This is a genomic window from Enterobacillus tribolii (assembly GCF_003363015.1).
Classification (GTDB): Bacteria; Pseudomonadota; Gammaproteobacteria; order Enterobacterales; family Enterobacteriaceae; genus Enterobacillus; species Enterobacillus tribolii.
The window spans coordinates 143,138-161,735 of record NZ_QRAP01000001.1 but is presented as its reverse complement, the minus strand read 5'-3'; the positions used below and the strand labels follow the sequence as shown (position 1 = coordinate 161,735).

17 protein-coding genes are annotated in these 18,598 nt (G+C 39.1%); 1 reads left to right on the top strand and 16 read right to left on the bottom strand.

The genetic code is table 11. The features are described 5' to 3' along the window. Positions 1–31: 31 nt before the first annotated feature. Both deoC and C8D90_RS00660 read right to left on the bottom strand, forming a co-directional pair. Entirely contained in the window at positions 32–766 is a 735-nt protein-coding gene (gene deoC, locus C8D90_RS00665) for a deoxyribose-phosphate aldolase (protein WP_221810630.1), read from the bottom strand. 202 nt (positions 767–968) lie between these two features. Then, positions 969–1,781: a GntR family transcriptional regulator gene (locus C8D90_RS00660; RefSeq protein WP_115456502.1), complete on the bottom strand. Its 813-nt coding sequence runs from the start codon at positions 1,779–1,781 to the stop codon at positions 969–971. A 167-nt stretch (positions 1,782–1,948) separates the two neighbouring features. On the opposite strand from C8D90_RS00660, the gene C8D90_RS00655 reads away from it, so the two are divergent. Continuing rightward, positions 1,949–2,797 (top strand): HAD-IIB family hydrolase, encoded by an 849-nt coding sequence (locus tag C8D90_RS00655; RefSeq protein WP_162844335.1) that lies wholly within the window; start codon positions 1,949–1,951, stop codon positions 2,795–2,797. Between the two features lie 91 nt (positions 2,798–2,888). Here C8D90_RS00655 and tmaR read toward each other — a convergent pair whose 3' ends face one another. The 14 genes from tmaR to C8D90_RS00585 form a co-directional block, all read right to left on the bottom strand. Continuing rightward, positions 2,889–3,218 carry a PTS system regulator TmaR gene (tmaR, locus tag C8D90_RS00650; RefSeq protein WP_115456500.1) on the bottom strand — a complete coding sequence of 110 codons (330 nt, stop codon included), beginning with the start codon at positions 3,216–3,218 and terminating at the stop codon, positions 2,889–2,891. 202 nt (positions 3,219–3,420) lie between these two features. Continuing rightward, a complete protein-coding gene (gene gndA / locus C8D90_RS00645; protein ID WP_115456499.1) occupies positions 3,421–4,833 on the bottom strand; it encodes an NADP-dependent phosphogluconate dehydrogenase in 1,413 nt (470 codons plus the stop codon). A gap of 198 nt (positions 4,834–5,031) precedes the next feature. Continuing rightward, a complete protein-coding gene (ugd, locus tag C8D90_RS00640) occupies positions 5,032–6,198 on the bottom strand; it encodes a UDP-glucose 6-dehydrogenase (protein ID WP_115456498.1) in 1,167 nt (388 codons plus the stop codon). 179 nt (positions 6,199–6,377) lie between these two features. Next, complete coding sequence (locus C8D90_RS00635) at positions 6,378–7,349, bottom strand: acyltransferase family protein (RefSeq protein ID WP_147291305.1); 972 nt, start codon at positions 7,347–7,349, stop codon at positions 6,378–6,380. Between the two features lie 245 nt (positions 7,350–7,594). Beyond that, a complete protein-coding gene (locus C8D90_RS00630) occupies positions 7,595–8,494 on the bottom strand; it encodes a sugar phosphate nucleotidyltransferase (protein WP_115456496.1) in 900 nt (299 codons plus the stop codon). A gap of 7 nt (positions 8,495–8,501) precedes the next feature. Next, on the bottom strand, positions 8,502–9,878 hold the full coding sequence (gene cpsG, locus C8D90_RS00625) for a phosphomannomutase CpsG (protein ID WP_115456495.1): 1,377 nt from the start codon (positions 9,876–9,878) through the stop codon (positions 8,502–8,504). 2 nt (positions 9,879–9,880) lie between these two features. Continuing rightward, a complete protein-coding gene (locus tag C8D90_RS00620; RefSeq protein ID WP_312026927.1) occupies positions 9,881–11,305 on the bottom strand; it encodes a mannose-1-phosphate guanylyltransferase/mannose-6-phosphate isomerase in 1,425 nt (474 codons plus the stop codon). Between the two features lies 1 nt (position 11,306). Next, positions 11,307–12,479: a glycosyltransferase family 4 protein gene (locus C8D90_RS00615; RefSeq protein WP_147291304.1), complete on the bottom strand. Its 1,173-nt coding sequence runs from the start codon at positions 12,477–12,479 to the stop codon at positions 11,307–11,309. Positions 12,480–12,491: 12 nt separating this feature from the next. Further along, positions 12,492–13,607 (bottom strand): glycosyltransferase family 4 protein, encoded by a 1,116-nt coding sequence (locus tag C8D90_RS00610; protein WP_162844334.1) that lies wholly within the window; start codon positions 13,605–13,607, stop codon positions 12,492–12,494. Further along, entirely contained in the window at positions 13,597–14,457 is an 861-nt protein-coding gene (locus C8D90_RS00605) for a glycosyltransferase family 2 protein (protein WP_115456491.1), read from the bottom strand. Before C8D90_RS00605 ends, C8D90_RS00610 begins: the two co-directional genes overlap by 11 nt. Next, complete coding sequence (locus C8D90_RS00600) at positions 14,457–15,680, bottom strand: hypothetical protein (RefSeq protein WP_115456490.1); 1,224 nt, start codon at positions 15,678–15,680, stop codon at positions 14,457–14,459. Before C8D90_RS00600 ends, C8D90_RS00605 begins: the two co-directional genes overlap by 1 nt. A 2-nt stretch (positions 15,681–15,682) precedes the next feature. Beyond that, positions 15,683–16,861, bottom strand: a complete 1,179-nt coding sequence (locus C8D90_RS00595) for a CDP-glycerol glycerophosphotransferase family protein (RefSeq protein ID WP_162844333.1) — start codon at positions 16,859–16,861, stop codon at positions 15,683–15,685. Beyond that, positions 16,861–18,087: an oligosaccharide flippase family protein gene (locus C8D90_RS00590; RefSeq protein WP_115456488.1), complete on the bottom strand. Its 1,227-nt coding sequence runs from the start codon at positions 18,085–18,087 to the stop codon at positions 16,861–16,863. The genes C8D90_RS00595 and C8D90_RS00590 overlap by 1 nt, the downstream gene beginning before the upstream one ends. 91 nt (positions 18,088–18,178) lie before the next feature. Then, positions 18,179–18,571, bottom strand: a complete 393-nt coding sequence (locus C8D90_RS00585; RefSeq protein WP_115456487.1) for an adenylyltransferase/cytidyltransferase family protein — start codon at positions 18,569–18,571, stop codon at positions 18,179–18,181. Positions 18,572–18,598 lie beyond the last annotated feature (27 nt).

Genomic DNA, 18,598 nt, shown 5'->3' with positions numbered 1-18,598 from the left:
ATGATGTCATCCGGGCAAGAAGTTAATCAGGTCAGGAATCAGCAACGCGGCTTTGGGGGCTCAGGCCGAGCACTTCTGCGGTGGAGCGGTAGCCGATCCCCATGCGGTCGATACCCATGTCAATCAGTTGCAGGAAATGTTCGCGGGTACGGATGCAGCCGGAGCCTTTGACCTTACAGCGCCCTTGCGCCGCCGTCATCATTACGGCAATGATTTCAGGCGTTGCGCCCTTGCTCTCTGCGCCGGTAAAAAAGCCGGTTGAGGTCTTAACGAAGTCAACTCCGGCGCGGCAGGCATATTCCGTTGCCTGAGCAACCTGCTCCGTCGTCAGCGCATCGGTTTCAAAAATAACTTTAACCAACGAACCATAACGATGGGCAACATTGACCACCGCCCTGATATCCTGTTCAAACGCATCCCACAGGCCGCTGCGGATAAAGCCGTAGTTGGCGACGATATCCAGATCGTCTACATCGCCCTGGCTACAGATGATTTCTGCCTGCGCAACCTTAGACGCGGTTGACGACGTGCCAAAAGGGAAATCACACACCACGCAAATACCGGTGCCCGTTTCCTTGCACATCTCACGCGCAACGTCCAGATAGGCCGGGTTAATGCATACGGTTTTACATTGGTAATCAATCCCTTCCTGAATGTATTTACGTACCTCCTGTAACGTGAACCCCGGTTTCAGTACAGATTGATCGATGTATTGACCGAGCTCAGCGGGAGTCATTTCAGCGGCTTTTTTATTCGGTTTCATCATGTAATTCCTTTGACTTGTTAATTGTTATATTTGTATGATACATAATATGCAATGAAACGTGAGTCATCAGGGTTGATCCAGATCAGACGTTTTGCGCGATTGATACAGGAAATGAGTAACAATGCGGGTACGTCATTCAGCGTATAAATACGCGCTGAGGTGTTGCTGAAGTGAGTAACAACAAGAAAGGGCCTGGATGGCCCTAACGTTTTAACTGACGGGAAAAATCAATGCGCGATTTGAACTGATTGGTATTAAACAGATCGATCTTAAAGCTGCATTTATCCGCACGGGTCACGGAAGTTGTGTATTCAAAAACAAAACCGCTTTCGAGGAAGGAAACACGTTCTATCTGATACCCTGCCATGACTTTTTCAGGGCACTGTAAATGGTGAGCCGCCGACTTATTAATGATAATGGCATCAATACGTTCCGTGGCATGGGTGATATTCAGGCCGAACTGGTTTTTCAGCACATCGTACAACGACCTGACTTCAAAGTCGTACTGTTCTATGCCCTGGCAAAGGTTATAGGGGATCGCCGTGGTTTCAAGGAGTAAAGCCGTGTCATCGCCATAGCGCACGCGTTTAAGCAGAAATATTTTCCGTTGCCCTTCAGGGAGGTTCAGCTTTTGGGCCGCCATCTCATCCGCTTCAACAACGGCAGCCTGCAGCACCACCGAATGGGGTTTAATTCCCTGCTCGCGCATGCTGTCGGAAAAATTATACAGCGAGTTCAGCTTGCGGTTGATTTTCTTATCTGCGACAAACGAGCCTTTGCCCCGCTGGCGTACGATCAGTCCTTCTTCCAGAAGCTCATTCATGGCTAACCGGACGGTAGTTCTGCTGATTTTCAGAATGTCGCATAGCTCATTTTCAGTCACTATTTTGTCATTCACGTTGAATACGCCGAGCCGGACCTGATGCCGGATAAAGGAGGCCAGTTGAGAGTACATCGAAATACCGGTGTCATCATTAAAACGGAAGTTCTCTTTGATGTAGCGTCCTGTGTCCATAAGCGTCTTGTCAGATGAAAATACATATATGTATCATACAATACCTGACTCAGGCAGGAAACCGGGGCTACAGCGCTGAGAGGTTTGCAGGAGCAATAAAGGTGTATACATACAGCGGCGAAACTTGCCAAGACGGTTCTATCAATGATCAATGACGGATGACGCCGATGACTAAGATGAAAAGAACGCTTTATATCAGCGACCTGGACGGAACGCTGCTTAACAGCAAAGGCAAGATCTCGCCCTATTCCCTCGATGCGATTAATCGTTTCTCAGAGTCAGGGGTGTTGTTTACCTGCGCAACCGGCAGAACGTTAAGCTCCGTAAAAATGCTGCTTGGCGAAGCCAGGTTTACTTGCCCGGCCGTGTTGAGCGACGGGTTGTTAACGTTTGATATGATGAAAAATGAGGTGGTTAATGTTGTATCCCTGTCCAGGGATCTCATCATTCACGTTTCGGCGATTCTTGAAAATACCGATCAGGACGGCTTCCTCTACTGCATCAAAGGCAATGAATACGCGCTGTTCTATACCGCGGCGCGAAACGCACTGAGTCGGCGCTTTATTGAAAGAAAGAGGCCGTTTTTAAAGGATAATATCTTCAGGATTGATCATTTTTCGTGCCTGCCCGAAGGTTATCTTCCGCTTTACTATGTCCTGTACGATGAGGATGCCCGGCTAAAACAGTTACAGCAAACCATCAGCACGCTTCAGGGAGCACACTGCCTGTTGAACCGGGATGTTTATCATGACCGGGAGGACATTTACTTCATGAATATCCTCAGCGATACAACGTCCAAGCACTCGGCGATTAACACGCTCAGAGCCTGCCTCGATGTGGACGAAGTGGTTGCCTTCGGCGATAACTACAATGATTTGTCCATGCTGAAGCATGCCGATCGGAGCTATGTCCCCGAGCACGGCATCCGGGAAGCCAAACAGATTGCGACACAGGTCATTCCGTCCTGCGATCTGGATTCGGTCGTCAGATTCATCGAAGCGGATTCGGGCCGATAACGCGGCGTGGAGGGGGCTGAGACAGGATATACAAAACACGGCGGGCGCACATATCGCGTCCGCCGGTGTAACAATACTGCCTGAGAAGGGATTATTTGGCGGAGCTGTTGCTCTCGCCCATCGCTTTCAGCTTTTTGGACAGCTCGCGACGTTCCTTGGAGAGGTCGGCGTTCTTGATGATGTAATCATCCACGCGGTCCTCATAGTTGCCGCGCATGTCCGCAATAATGGCCTGAATGTCTTCAATGCTCATACCCGGCTTGATGTACTCACTCAGGTTGTCCAGCAGCAACACGCGCTTCTGGTTGTCACGGATTTTCTTCTCGTTATCCGTAATCTCACGTTGCAGTTTATTCTTCCGGCGGAACATACGCACAAACTCCAATACGTTCTGGAAAGTCGGCTTATTCACATTTTCCATATTGATACCTTTGCTGAAGTAAAAGATCCTGGATGTCGCTTCCCTTATCTTACCCAGTTTATCTGGCTGACAACATGACAAAAACGAGCTGAATCGTGAATAAGCGTGAGGATTCGCTGATAAATTGTGCAATTAGCGGCGCTACAGGCAAAAAAAATCCGGGCACGCATCACGTACCCGGAATTGTAGACCAAAAACAGGATTAGTCTTCCAGCCACTCGGTGTGGAACACGCCGTCCTTGTCAGTGCGCTTGTAGGTATGCGCGCCGAAGTAGTCACGCTGCGCCTGGATCAGGTTCGCCGGCAGCACCGCGGAGCGGTAGCTGTCGTAATAGGAGATCGCAGCCGAGAACGTCGGGGTCGGGATGCCGTTCTGTACGGCGTAGCTCACCACGTCACGCAGCGCCTGCTGGTAGTCGTCGGCAATCTTCTTGAAGTATGGCGCCAGCAGCAGGTTGGCGATATTCGCGTTTTCTGCATAAGCGTCGGTGATTTTTTGCAGGAACTGCGCGCGAATGATGCAACCGGCGCGGAAGATGCGCGCGATTTCACCGTACTGCAGATCCCAGTTGTACTCGTCAGAAGCGGACTTAAGCTGCTGGAAGCCCTGCGCATAAGAAACGATTTTGCCCAGGTACAGCGCGCGGCGGACTTTCTCGATGAACTCGGCTTTGTCGCCGCTGAAGGTTTTCACCTGCGGTCCGGTCAGCACTTTAGAAGCGGCAACGCGCTGATCTTTCAGTGAAGAAAGGTAGCGGGCGAAAACGGACTCGGTGATCAGCGTCAGCGGAATGCCGAGATCCAGCGAGCTTTGGCTGGTCCACTTGCCGGTGCCTTTGTTGGCGGCTTCGTCCAGAATGACGTCGACCAGATACTTACCGGCCTCATCTTTCTTCTTAAAGATGTCGGCGGTGATTTCAATCAGGTAGCTGCTCAGTTCGCCCTTGTTCCACTCGCCGAAGGTGCTGGCCAGCTCGTCGTTGCTCAGGTTCAGGGAGTGCTTCAGCAGAGAGTACGCTTCGGCAATCAGCTGCATATCGCCGTATTCAATGCCGTTATGCACCATCTTGACGTAATGGCCGGCGCCGTCCGGACCGATGTAGGTCACGCAGGCTTCGCCGTCTTCAGCCACAGCGGCGATTTTCTTCAGGATCGGCGCAACCAGCTCATAGGCGTGCTTCTGACCGCCAGGCATGATGGAAGGCCCTTTCAGCGCGCCCTCTTCGCCGCCGGAAACGCCGGTGCCGATAAAGTTAAAGCCTTCGGCAGAAAGTTCACGGTTGCGGCGGATGGTGTCCTGGAAGAAGGTGTTACCGCCGTCGATCAGGATATCGCCCTTCTCCAGATACGGCTTCAGGGATTCAATGGTCTTGTCCGTACCCTCACCCGCCTTCACCATCAGCAGGATGCGGCGCGGTTTCTCCAGCGACTCAACAAATTCCTGCACAGAGTAGTAAGGCACCAGTTTCTTGCCGGGATTCTCGGCAACCACTTCGTCGGTTTTGTCTTTGGAACGGTTAAAGATGGAAACGGTGTAACCGCGGCTTTCAATGTTCAGCGCCAGGTTGCGCCCCATCACAGCCATACCGACAACGCCGATCTGTTGTTTGGACATTAGAAACTCCTGTCTGAGGGATGATACATGCGGGCATTGAGTCGCCCACAGGACATGTGTGGCGACTATGTTAACTCAGCTTTACGGGAAGTGGATAGCGATTGATGCGATAGGCGGGAAGGAGAGGAATGTATTGCCTATTTTCAAGACAATAGCAGAAAGGCCCGCGAGCGGGCCTTATCTCATAACTGATATGAATCAGTCGCTGCCGAACAGGTCGCGGGTATAGACCTTGTCGATTACGTCGTCCAGCTCCGGCGACATGCGGTTAGAGACGATGACGTCAGAGACCTTTTTGAACTCTTCCAGGTCGCGCATTACCCGTGAATGGAAGAACTCATCCTCTTTCATCACCGGCTCATATATCACGACTTTGACACCCTTCGCCTTGATGCGCTTCATGATACCCTGAATGGAGGACGCACGGAAGTTGTCGGAACCGCTCTTCATGATCAGGCGGTACACGCCGACCACCTTCGGATTGCGGCTGAGGATGGAGTCCGCGATGAAATCTTTACGCGTGCGGTTGGTTTCAACGATGGCGGAAATCAGGTTATTCGGCACCGACTGGTAGTTCGCCAGCAGTTGCTTGGTGTCTTTGGGCAGGCAATAACCGCCGTAGCCGAATGACGGGTTGTTGTAATGATTGCCGATGCGCGGATCCAGGCAGACGCCGTCGATGATTTGACGCGTGTTCAGACCCAGCGCCTCAGCGTAGCTGTCCAGTTCGTTGAAATAGGCCACGCGCATCGCCAGGTAGGTGTTGGCGAACAGCTTGATGGCTTCGGCTTCGGTGGAGTCGGTGAACAGCACCGGGATGTCTTTTTTGATGGCGCCTTCGACCAGCAGGTCAGCAAAGACTTTGGCGCGCTCGGAGCGCTCGCCGATAACGATGCGGGAGGGGTGCAGGTTGTCGTACAACGCTCTGCCCTCGCGCAGGAACTCCGGTGAGAAGATGATGTTTTCGGAGCCGTATTTTTCCTTCACCTGCTGGGTGAAGCCAACCGGGATCGTGGACTTGATGACCATCACCGCGTTGGGGTTGATGGCGATGACGTCCTTAATGACTGATTCAACGGATGAGGTGTTGAAGTAGTTGGTTTTGGGATCGTAGTCGGTCGGGGTGGCGATGATGACGTAGTCGGCGCCGAGGTAGGCTTCTTGTTTGTTGGTGGTGGCTCGGAAGTTCAGTTGCTTGTTTTGCAGATAATCTTCAATTTCGGGATCGGAGATAGGAGAAACTTTCTTGTTCAGAAGATCAACTTTGTCCTGGATGATATCCAGTGCGACAACTTCATGATGTTGAGAAATCAAGATTCCGTTAGAAAGGCCGACATAGCCGGTTCCGCTAATTGCGATTTTCATAGTTTGCCTTTTTTAGGGGAAAGAACCAAATATTTTACTCATATAATAGTTAATTATACATGGTTATTTCAGCTTTTCATCCTATCTACAACATTGTTAGATAGTCCAAGAGAATGCTCAATAACTTCTCACTATGTGAGATTTTTTACTTTAAATCATCTAGTCGCATTTAACCTGAACTAATTCCATTTTGTCATTACTACATTTTTCACTATCCCCCTAGATACCATCCTTATAACACCATCAATATAATGACTTGATAGAACTTTCGTTATAATCAATGAAAATGCAATTACCACCAATAAAAACACAGCATCTCCATATCCAGAAAATAACTTATTAAGCATTTGCTGACCGCCTAGTTCTATTAGAAATGAATGAAGTAAATAAACTGACATACATCCAATCCCTATATCTGAAAGCAATGTCTTTTTATTCGGAATGATCATAATAAGGGTATAAACACAAATCGCACTTATAAAATAAAAAAATATCGATATTAATATATTACCATTCGAAATCTCAAAAAAATAGCTGCCAAAAAGAATATATTTATCGGCATGTAGATATAGAAACATTATTGACACCAAAATAACCGAAAAAATAAAAAACAAAGAGGATATTTTATATTTCGGAGTCCAATTCCTACCTAATTTATATCCTATTAAAAAAAATGGCAAAAAATGTATCGTCCGATGGAAACTAAAAATGCTGATATCACGAACAGAAAAATGTACTAACAATGCCATTATGACGGAAATTGTTATACATACATTCAGGTTAAATCGACATTTCTCGATAAAAAAAACTATTATATACCACCAAACAAGACTTACTAGAAACCATAATGTCCAGTATGGAAATAGCATTAATTTACCTACACCATAAAACAATGACATAGGGATTGTATGAAATAACTGGAATAAAATAAAAATCACAGCAACATTAATAATTTTATCAACAATATTCTTTGTAGAAAAAGTCATCCCAGCCAATAAAATAAAAGCGGGCATGTGAAAGGAGTAAATTACTGATAGTAATACTTTCCCAACACTACTATCCCACGTTAATGTTCTTTCTAATAGATGCCCAAATACAACAAAAAAGATAAGCAACCCTTTAGCATTATCTATAAAATAATTACGCCCCATAATGTTCATCTCATATTTATAAATAATAAAAGAGTTAAAATCAATCCATATTGACGCCAATAACTAGTGATTAGAACACATAATCAACACAAGCCTATCTACATTATATACATAATTATAATACTAGATTTAATAGAAAGTGAAACATGCGTACATGTTATAATACCATGCACGCAATTATAAAAACCAGAAATAGCCGTAAATACATAAGATATAAAACATTACTACATATACAGGATCACAGACTATAATGTTTTCTGTTTTTTAAGCAACCACTCCCTAAAAAATTTCCCTTGCACTGGGTGAGATACTCCTCCAGCTACAAATGCTTCAGCGTAACCTAATTTTTCACCACAATCATATGCAGTACCGACAAGATGATAAACTTCTACTGGCAAATGTTGCAATAATGTAGATATTGCATCAGAAAGTTGGATACGCTCCCAGGCCCCAAATCCTGTTGCAGCTAAAATAGGCCAAATTGATGCAGAAAGCATATAACGACCAACAGCTGAGAGATTAGAGCGATAAACCTTTGCATCATCGGGTTTTTCAATAATCGAAATCATTCGTGCTGTTTGTCCAGCCTTCAGATTTTCAACATCACAATTAACGACAGAATATTCGGAAAGATCTTCAATATTTTTAGGTTGTACCAAAACCTGACTACGACCATTCTCTCTAAAACGTTGAATCATCGCAGCCAGGTTCTGACTTCGAGAATCGTATGTTGAACTATCAAGTAAAATATCTGGCAACAAGACTACAAAAGGATTATCTCCAACTAGCGATTTTGCACATAAAATAGCGTGGCCTAGCCCCAATTGTTTATGCTGTCGAACACTCGTAATTGTTATGTTACGGGGACAAATAGATTGAATTTCTTCTAAAAGCTGTCTCTTAACTCTAGCCTCAAGTAGAGCCTCTAATTCATATGAAGTATCAAAATGGTTCTCAATAGTATTTTTAGATGAATTAGTAACCAAAATAATTTCTTTTATACCAGCATGAACACACTCATCAACTATTAATTGAATTAGCGGTTTATCTACTATTGGAAGCATTTCTTTAGGAATCGCCTTTGTAGCAGGTAACATTTTCATCCCTAACCCTGCCACAGGGATAATGGCTTTTAAATTGCTCATATATAAATCATTCCTGCCGTAATATATCTAATATCTCACGGGTTTTATCCTCCATTAATTTTCTATCTCCTTTTGTTTCTACATTTAAGCGGACTACAGGCTCTGTATTGGAAGTTCTCAAATTAAATCGCCATTTAGAAAATTCCAAACTAATTCCATCAGTAAAATCTTTTACTAAAGCATCTTCCTCATACATTTTAAGAATTTTACTAATAGACCGTGAAGGTTCAGTTAAATGACAATTAATCTCCCCTGACGAAGGATATGCGGCAATTCGATCATTCACCAATACACTCAACTTCTGCCTTTTTATGCTTAGTAACTCAGTGACAAGTAACCACGGAATCATACCACTATCGCAATAGAAGAAATCTCTAAAATAATGATGAGCACTCATCTCACCACCATATACAGCATCTTCTTGTCTCATTCTTTCCTTAATAAAGGCATGACCAGTCTTTGACTGTATAGCAACACCACCTGTATTCGAGACGATATCAACAGTATTCCAACAAAGCCTAGGGTCATGAATTATTTTAGAACCAGGATTTTTCTGTAAAAAAGATTCAGCAAGAAGCCCAACAATATAGTAACCCTCAATGAAATTACCATGCTCATCAAATAAAAAGCAACGGTCGAAATCTCCATCAAAGGCAATCCCCATATCGGCCTTATGCTCAATAACTGCATGTTGAGTATCAGAACGACATTCTGGTAACAGTGGGTTAGGAATCCCGTTGGGAAAGCTACCATCAGGGTTATTGTGGATCTTTATCAGTTCAATAGGAATATTTAATATCTTGAAACGACGCTCAATTTCATCAATAACATGACCAGCTGCACCATTACCACTATTAATAACCAACTTCAAAGGAGAAAGTCTAGGCAAAGAAATATAAGAGAGCAAATGATCCACATAAGGCTCTATTATAGATACCTCCTCATATTTCCCACGCAAATCTTCACAAGCAATAGGAGCGAAATTATTTTCCTCAGCAAGTCTCTGAATATCTCTTAATCCAGAGTCGCCACTGATTGGCTTGGAAGACTCCCGAACAAGTTTCATTCCATTGTAATTTATTGGGTTATGACTAGCAGTAACTTCAATACCACCATCACACATAAGATATGATGTAGCAAAATAAATTTCTTCAGTACCCGATAACCCTATATCTAATATATCAACACCAGCGTCGCGTAAACCATTACTTAAAGCTATCTTTAGTGCTTTGCTAGTAAGACGAACATCTCCTCCTACAACAACTTTTTCCGGTCTTATATACTCCCCAAAAGCTCTACCAATTCGATAAGCAATATCTTCATTTAGCTCTTCTCCCAATTTTCCACGGATATCATAAGCTTTAAAACAGGTTAATTTAGTCATTACTATCTTCCATAACGATCATTTAAGCGAATAACGTCATCATCTTGAATGTAAGACCCAGTTTGGATCTCGATCATTTCAAGCATAATTCTCCCTGGATTTTCTATTGTATGTGGGATACCAACGTCAATATTGATAGCATGATTTGTTGTTAAAAGTTTCTCCTCTCCACCAACAATCACACGAGCAGTACCAGACAGAACTATCCAATGCTCACTTCTATTATAATGAACTTGCATTGACATTCCCTCTCCAGGGCGAATGTGAAGTTTCTTAACGGAATAGCCATTACCATCTGATAACGCAGAAATTGTCCCCCAAGGTCTAAAAAGCGTCTTATGTGTTTTAAACTCACGCCTTTCATTGATCTTTAGTGTATTTACAATATCTTTCACTCGTTGTACATTGCTTTGCTCAGCAACAAGAACAGCATCTTCTGTTTGCACAATAACTAAATTCTCAACACCAATTGTTGTAACCAAAGCATTACTTGAAAAAATATAGTTATTGTTTGAATTTAAAGTAATTACATCACCATGGCGGACATTGTTATGTTCATCTTTATCTTGAATATCCCATAAAGATGACCAAGAACCAACATCGCTCCAACCAACACTCATAGGGATGACTAGACCATTTTTTGTTTTTTCCATAACAGCATAGTCAATAGATTCTGCAGGACAATGTAGAAACTCATCACAGCCAACGCGCAAAAAGTCAGAATCATTATTTGACGTTTCATATGCTTTTAAACAACAATCGTATATATCAGGCCGGTATTCTTTAAGCTCGTTTAAATAAGAAGATGCTTGAAATAAAAACATGCCACTGTTCCAATAGTAGCCGCCTTCATTCAAATAACACTCTGCACTTATTCGATTTGGTTTTTCAATAAAGCGCTCAATTTCAAAAACATTATCTCCTTTCGCCATTCCAGATTTAATGTATCCGTATCCAGTTTCAGGAGAATCGGGAACGATACCAAAAGTAACAAGATGTTTATCTGCAGCATATTTGGTACCCATCATGACAGCATCAAGAAAAATGTCTTCTTTGAGAATTACATGGTCTGCTGCCAAAACCAACATCAAAGGATCGTTACCATTACTAGTTTTCAGGCAATGGAGCGCGGCTAAAGCAACAGCAGGAGCTGTATTGCGTCCTGATGGTTCTAAAATAATATTTTGCTCTAATTTGTTCTTTTTTCTTAACTGCTCAGCCACAATAAATCGATGAGACTCATTGCATATAACAATTGGATTACTAATAGACTCAGAATGTAGTCTGTCTAGTGTATTTTCTAACATACTAGACCCAGAACCATCAATAGATAAAAACTGCTTTGGAAATGAGTCTCTTGATAAAGGCCACAAACGACTACCAGACCCACCGGCCATAATCACTGGTATAATATTCATTTTGTTCACTTTACTTAACGATTAACATATCAATTTTACTAAGGAACGGAGTTAAACTGGAAGACCAAGACTGATTGTTTTCTACAAATTTACGACCATTTTTAGATAGTGTATTAAATAACTCACTACTATCATTTAGCTTTATTATGCTATTCACATACTCGTCTGGAGTATCCACTACTATAAAATCTACTCCAGGTCGAGCTGGTATTCCTTCAGCCCCTACAGACGAGACAATAGCAGGAATACCTAAGGCCATATACTCCAGAACTTTATTCTGAACCCCAGCTCCTAATCTGACAGAACATATCCCTGCTAATGCTGGTTGGGCATGAGATGAAACACAGTCTACCTCCCCAGTAGCATATACACCCTTATAAGAATTGAATTTTAGTTTCATTGACTCAGAAATTCTTCCGATGATTTTAAATCGAAAGTCACCATGTTGCTCAAGTTTGGGCAATACATGATCAATAAACCATTGGGCCGCATCAATATTTTGAACAGACAGCATATTACCAATAAAGACTAAATCTTTAGATGGTACATTGGATACGGGAAATCTATCAAATTCAACACCATTGGATGCAATAACAACATTAGAGGGAGTATTATTCTCAAACAAATAATCACTATCTACTTGTGAAATCAGGCATACTACATCAAATTTTTTAGGCATCATTTTTTCATATTCATGAAGTTTTTTATACTCTAAGCTATATATATGATCAAGTAATCCCTTGTTTGACTTTAATTTTACTCGAGAGTAATTTAATGATATAGCATCAGTCATATCGATTATTTTTATTCCATCAAAATCTGGAATGCTATCACTTGTCCGGACTAGATGACAAAAGACCGCATCATAGTCGTTTATCATACGTCTTATTTTATTTTTATAATCAGATGATGAATAATAAGCTAATTGCATTGGTTTCTTAGAAAATGAAATTAGAGATAGTATAACATTCAGATAAGATTTCCACTTTGGCAAGTAAACAGTCTCAACGTGACTAAAGACCCTATCATTGTTATCAACACAATTTTTCTTACTGTCGCTTAAACTCAATAAATGTAGCTCATAATGTTCTGAGAGCGCTTTACACATTTGATATATACGAAGGCGATCACCACCAATAACAGGAAATGGAAATCTGGATGTTAATACAAGAATTTTCTTCAAAATAACGCCCTCTCAATCTTTCCCTGGTTCTAGCATAAACGACCAAAAATTTTCAATATCTTTTCTTACTTTCAACTCTTGAAAATCTAATGCCCTTTTAAATCCTTTATCCACCATTCTAACTTTTAGCTTCTCATCTAAATAAAATAGCTGCGATATAGCCTCGGCAATCGAAGGCATATCATAAGGATTGAAACTAATTCCGCAGTCTGCTGCAATTTCAGGTAGTGATGTAACATTACTAAATGCAACTGGCGTTCGCGACGCTAATGCTTCAATTAAAGGAATACCGAATCCTTCAAAAAGAGAGGCAAAAATAAATCCATAAGAATTCACATATAAACTTTTGAGTTCATTAGTTGAGATATAACCTAAAAACTCAACATAGCTATCTATCCCTAGTAACTTGCAATGCTGTAAATATTTGTGATGGTATTCACTTTTTACACCAGCAATCGTCAACTTAAGACCATGTATATTATATTTTGATAAAGCCAATGCAAAGGCATCCAGCAGTGTTGTCAAGTTTTTACTTGGAGCTTCACCTGCAACGGTAAATAGATATTTATCTGATACGGTATCTTTTGGCAGAGTTTGATACCAATGCTCAGGAAGTGAATTGGGTATCACTGTTATCTTACTTTCATTTAATCCATACTCTTTAATAAGCTCAGACTTTGTAAATTGGGATACAGTTACTATATAATCTGCATTTTTTATATTTATACCAAGAAAAAACTTACGATACAAGCGCCCAAGGTTTTGGTACATTGATGCTGAATATGGTAATTCCTTTTTGCTTTTTAAAAAAATCAAATCATGAATTATTGATATTCTTTTCCCTTCTACTTTTCTAAAAGCTCCTGTATTATACGGATAAATCATATATTCGACTTTATTTTTCTTAACAGCACAAGGGATTGATAGTTGCTCCCATAGTAAAAACATTTTTTTAGATAATTTTTGATATTTATTATTTACTATTTTTAGTTTCGATGAATTATCAGGAATAAAAACAGAACACTTATCCGCTAGAGGTTCAATGAGTTGCCATGCAAAACTTCCCATTCCCCTATAATCATCAATCATCCAATAACCATCAATTCCAACTTGAATATTACTTTCCATAATTAAAAAACCCTTGCCATCTTGAAGAGAAAACCCCATATGCTAGTCCAAGTTTTCTTTTATTGCATGTGATAGCAGCAATAGCAATCTTAGCTAATGGTGCAACAAGCATTAGCCTCATAAAAAACGCTAGGTAAATTAATGATATGCTAGCATGCTTTTTCACAAAAGCACCAACACCAGTATTATAGTAACACGTTCTATCTAATGAAATTTGGCTATCTTTATCAGGATGAAATATGAGCAAATCAGACACAACCATGCAAATTACATTTGTATTTTTTGATGATATTTGCCTAAATATAAAATCAGTTTCCTCAGTAGAACCAAATTTACTTCCAACACCTAACTCTTCATCGAAATAGCACTCAGTGCTATCTACTCTTTCTTTTTTCAAGAAAATAGTGTATGAAATTAAATTACCAAACATGTTTAGCATGTTAATAGATTTTATATTTTCACACACATGTTGATCACTAAATGATAGCTCGCTAATAGATTGACCACTAATTATGCCAACAGTGTTATTGCTCTTAAAATATGTAACAACCTTTTCTAAAGCATCTGCTGGATATATACAATCGTCATCAGGAAATGCAACAATATCTCCTGTTACTTCCTTCAATCCAAAATTCCTTGATTTAGACAATCCTTTAAACTGAACTCGATGATATTTTAGCGAACTTAGTTTATCGGTATATCTATTACAGATTTCCTCAATTTTTGAGTGACTATTTTGGTCTACAACTATTAGCTCATAGTTAACATATGACTGTTCGCATAATGAGCGAATAAATAACTCAACTTCTTCAAGTCTCCCCAAGGTACACATAATAAGCGATATTTTCATTATACTTTTCCACTAATAAATTTTGCCGTTGAGGAGTATTTAATTATGTGATAAAAAATGACTAATATAATAAAATACATAATATAGCTAAGCATATCAGAAATGATTGTACTTCCGATTTTCCCTAAAGAAAAACATAGTACAGGCAACATTGATAATAAATAGAAGAATGATCTTCTTATTGAGCTTCTTGTCGAATACATTTTTAGCAAAAGATATCCATTAAGCAGTCCCAGTAACAAGCTACCTAAAATGACGCCCAATGTACCAAAATTTAAATATAAATGAGCAGCCCCTGGCGAAACAATTTCAAACATATAGTCAGGATTATTATAATAATACCTGGCAACAAACATTCCTGTTGTTTCAGCACTTCCTTCGTATAAGCCTAGCTTACCTAGAGTGCCAGACATTTCATTCATAATTGTTGTTCCCCAATATAAGCCATGCCTAGGAACTATATCCTCATAAATTATTTGTAGGCCATCAATATGAGCAAAACGAAATACTATGTAAGAAGTAAAACTACCAAATTGTTCTCCGACCAAAATATGTATTAAAACAGCAACCCAAATAGCAACAAATACAAGAAGCAACTTATAATTTATCTCGATTTTTACATGATTAATTTTAACAAAAATTATGAAAACAATCATAAAGGTCATTGCTAACCCTTTATGGCCAACCAAAGCGACAAAAATAAGACATAATGTTATATAAAAATATAATCTAAATTTTCTTTGCTCAAGCAGAATAAAAGACAGCAATAGCAATGGAAGCATATATTTGATAAAACGAAGGAAAATGCCATGTTGCTCGCCAAAAGCAATTTTGGCCAAGTCAGGATTAGAACTTAATAGTGGCGTACCATATATCAAATAGAATAGAGATATTCCGGTCAGCATGGATAAAAAAAGAAATGAGATTGTTTTCTTTTCTAAGAATCGATAATATCCATTGTAGCTATCAAAAGAGCCATTAATTCTTTTTGTTTTTATTTGAAAAGCAAATACACAAAATCCAATTAAAAATGACATAATACTTAATGATAAAGATATAGCTATCGTATTATTATCTTTTTCAATTCCATAATATATGGAATTAAGATATACAGGGAGCCACCAAATTAATATAAATATACTTTGATTTATATAAGTCCCTGTTGATCTTTTATATATCAATACTAAAGCAAATATAAAAAACAGCATAAATATATATAGCATAATTATTTCCCGATTATCTTCTCTACTGCTAGCATTAATCGCCTACAACTATCGCCATCTTGATATTTATAAAATCTGTTTAATACGAAGCTTATTTCTGGCAAATTATAATATGTTTCAAAATTTTTAATTAACTCAGGCCAGTTCTTTGACAATGCATAAGGAAATAACTCTTCGATAGAAAAATATAGCTGTCGATCATTGCTTAAATATGATTCTAAACCAAAGGGAGCAATAATTGTTTTAATACCGACCGATATTGCATCAAAATATATACTGGAAAAGTCAGTTATTACATACTGGTATTGATTTAAAATCTCATATATATCTGGATAACTAACAACTTGAATTCGCTCAGTTTTATTTATTTTTTGTAAAAAATCGTTGGGTAATCTATTTGCTGGATGCAGTTGAATCTCTAGATAATAGTCTTTTCCTCTTAGCCATACATCTATATCATCAATTACAAATCCATATTCTACCAGGATATTACATTCACTATCATATTCGCCTCGATATGTTGGAGCATAAAAGATTTTAGCTTTCTTATTTTGATTGCTATTTCTTGTTTTTATCAAATGGTCCAACTTAGGATACCCAAGCGATAAAATATCTTGTTCTTCTTTTTTAAATGCTCCACACAGAATTTTCGATATTTCATCTGAAGGAGATAGTATATAAGTTTTTTTCTCTACAAACTTTTTCAATGGGCTATAGAAATATTGTCTTAACAATTTCTCCAATGCATTTTTATTATCTTTTAGCCCCATCGTAGATATTCCTACCCCCGAGGAAATACAATCAAACCCAATTTTTTTCATTGGGGTACCATGCCAAAGATTAAATACAATTGTTTTATTATTTAACGCTACTCCTAGTAAATCCTGTTTAGGTGAACAAGAACAAAAAACAGCGGAAGCTCGTAGATGCATTATGATAGATTTAATGCTATTACCATATAATACTGGAAGTCCTTCTAACCGCATTTCATTATAAAGTAGCCTATCTCTTGTATACCAGTAAATGGTTTTCTGTTCTTGACTATCAAGCACATATTTATAGAAATATTTAGGGTTATCAGAGAATTTCCTTCCAAACCATGAACCTGCTATATATAAATTTTTATTAACAGGCACAAAATATGATATGCATGTCAAAATTATTGATACTATATAATACACTATACCTGTCTCCTCATGCCTCTATAGAATCCTATGCACCGAATTGTGGCCACAAGCAGTTCACAAGCAACCACAGAATATGCTATTGTTTTACCTATGACAGTCATTCCAGAATAATATATCGAACATAAAACTATTATTTGGAACAATCCAGCAATGATAACACTATTATTGGCAATCTTCGATAATCCGATAGGAACTAAAGCAGGATACCCCATTAAACTTCCCAATGTATTTATTACAATTGCTATCATAAAAACAGAAAGAATATTACTCGCCGCAATAAACTCTTTGCCATATATTAGCTCCAGAATATCCGCCCCCCAAAAAACACCAAATAATGCTCCTAATACAGCAACAAGTAGGGCTACAAATATAACCTTATAAAATAATTTATAATTTTTTGTCCGTACCATATAAGGATAAATCGCCTGATTTATAGGCCAAAATACTTGCTGTCCCGCTTTGTAAAGCTGCTCAGCTGCATTATAGTATGCAACCTGTATTGGCGTTGAACAATAACCCAACATTATTAGGCAAAGAGACGAATATAAAGCCGCAGAAGCTCGGGAGAGAAAAAAAGTAGTTGATATTTTAAAAGTACATTTAACATCCTCAAATGCCACATAAACAATCTTTATATTGTATTTTTTCTTAGCCAAGAGCAATAATATTAAAAGAGATAAAATAGCTTGAATAATATATATATAGCCAAAAACATTCAAATCATCAACGGACTTTACAAAAAAATAAATAAGAATTAAGGATATTAGTTTAGTGGTGATAATTACACGACTATAATAATATAATTGCTCCATTCCAATAAAAAGCCATACGGGTATAAAACCATTAGCAATTATCACAAATGAAAAAAGCAAAAAGTAATGAGAATACCCTTTGTAATTTGAGTTAGTATAAATAATAGCGAAAAATATTAAGAGAGTAATAATAAGTAGAAAAAACTTGATTATTATACTTTCAGTAAAGATTCTTGATATTTTATATGTGGAGTTTTCCCCTGATGCAATTCTCTGTGGTAAATATAAATTAAGGCCATAATCAGTAATTATATTTGCCAACAACATCAAAGACAAAGAATATGCTATAACACCAAATATCTCTACTCCTAAAACTCTTGTCAGATACGGAAATTGCAGAAGAGGAACTACATATACACACAATTGAACAATTGTTAGTGAAACAACATTTTTCTTTAATGACGACATATTATTTTCACTGTGCCAAACCAACTTTATGATAGGCGTTGAGGATATTTTAATACTTAAACTCACCTTCAATATTCAGCAACATTAGTAATTATGTCATCTTTACAATTTCAATAATCTCTGTCGTCGAAATCGATGGTGTCCTAGGTAGATATATAACTTCACAAGCAGGCTTAACCCAATCAAAACGGCCAGCCCAATCATCCCCCATAACTAACACATCTGCATTATATTTTTTAATATAATCGAGTTTTAACTCCAAAGATTCCTCAACAAAAACCTCATTAACAAATTTTAATGAGGATATAATTTTCATCCGATCGCTTTGATTGTATATTGGATAACGTTTCTTTTTGCTAAAATTTAAAGCGTCAGAAGATACCCCAACTATCAGATACTCACCAAGCTCAGCAGCTCTCTCCAATATATTTATATGCCCAACATGAAACACATCAAAAGTTCCAAATGTTATTACTTTTTTCATAATTCCCTATCCATTAAAAAAACAACA